This is a genomic window from Flavobacterium sp. HTF (assembly GCF_003105115.1).
Classification (GTDB): Bacteria; Bacteroidota; Bacteroidia; order Flavobacteriales; family Flavobacteriaceae; genus Flavobacterium.
In genome coordinates this window covers 1-459 of the sequence record NZ_QETH01000184.1, presented here as the reverse complement: position 1 = coordinate 459, position 459 = coordinate 1, and the positions used below count along the sequence as shown (strand labels likewise).

The window sequence follows — 459 nt, the reverse complement described above, 5'->3', positions numbered from 1 at the left end:
GTTTTTTCATTTGGATTATAGTTTTGCGATTAAGAAACTGATTACTAAGTAACATGCCGGAGAGCTTCCGCCGTCAACATCATGCATTTGTGTGTCGTTTAATTCTGTAACAGCCACTTTGTTGAAAGCAAGCTTGTTGTTTGGGTTTTGTTTTTTCATTTGGATTATAGTTTTGCGATTAAGAAACTGATTACTAAGTAACATGCAGGAGAGCTTCCGCCGTCAACATCATGCATTTGTGTGTCGTTTAATTCTGTAACAGCCACTTTGTTGAAAGCAAGCTTGTTGTTTACATTTTGTTTTTTCATTTTGATTATAGTTTTGCGATTAAGAAACTGATTACTAAGTAACATGCCGGAGAGCTTCCGCCGTCAACATCATGCATTTGTGTGTTGTTCAATTCTGTAACAGCTACTTTGTTGAAAGCAAGCTTGTTGTTTAGATTTTGTTTTTTCATTT

General features: G+C 35.5%; 3 protein-coding genes. All 3 read right to left on the bottom strand.

Annotated features, from left to right (window positions below):
• Positions 1–15: 15 nt before the first annotated feature.
• The 3 genes from DCO46_RS23005 to DCO46_RS23475 are packed head-to-tail and all read right to left on the bottom strand — an operon-like array spanning position 16 to position 457.
• Positions 16–159: a class I lanthipeptide gene (locus DCO46_RS23005; protein WP_165828981.1), complete on the bottom strand. Its 144-nt coding sequence runs from the start codon at positions 157–159 to the stop codon at positions 16–18.
• A 5-nt stretch (positions 160–164) separates the two neighbouring features.
• Positions 165–308 (bottom strand): class I lanthipeptide, encoded by a 144-nt coding sequence (locus tag DCO46_RS23000; RefSeq protein WP_165828979.1) that lies wholly within the window; start codon positions 306–308, stop codon positions 165–167.
• A 5-nt stretch (positions 309–313) separates the two neighbouring features.
• The gene (locus tag DCO46_RS23475; protein WP_165829095.1) at positions 314–457 is read right to left on the bottom strand and encodes a class I lanthipeptide; all 144 of its coding nucleotides are present in this window, start codon (positions 455–457) and stop codon (positions 314–316) included.
• Between the last annotated feature and the right edge of the window lie 2 nt (positions 458–459).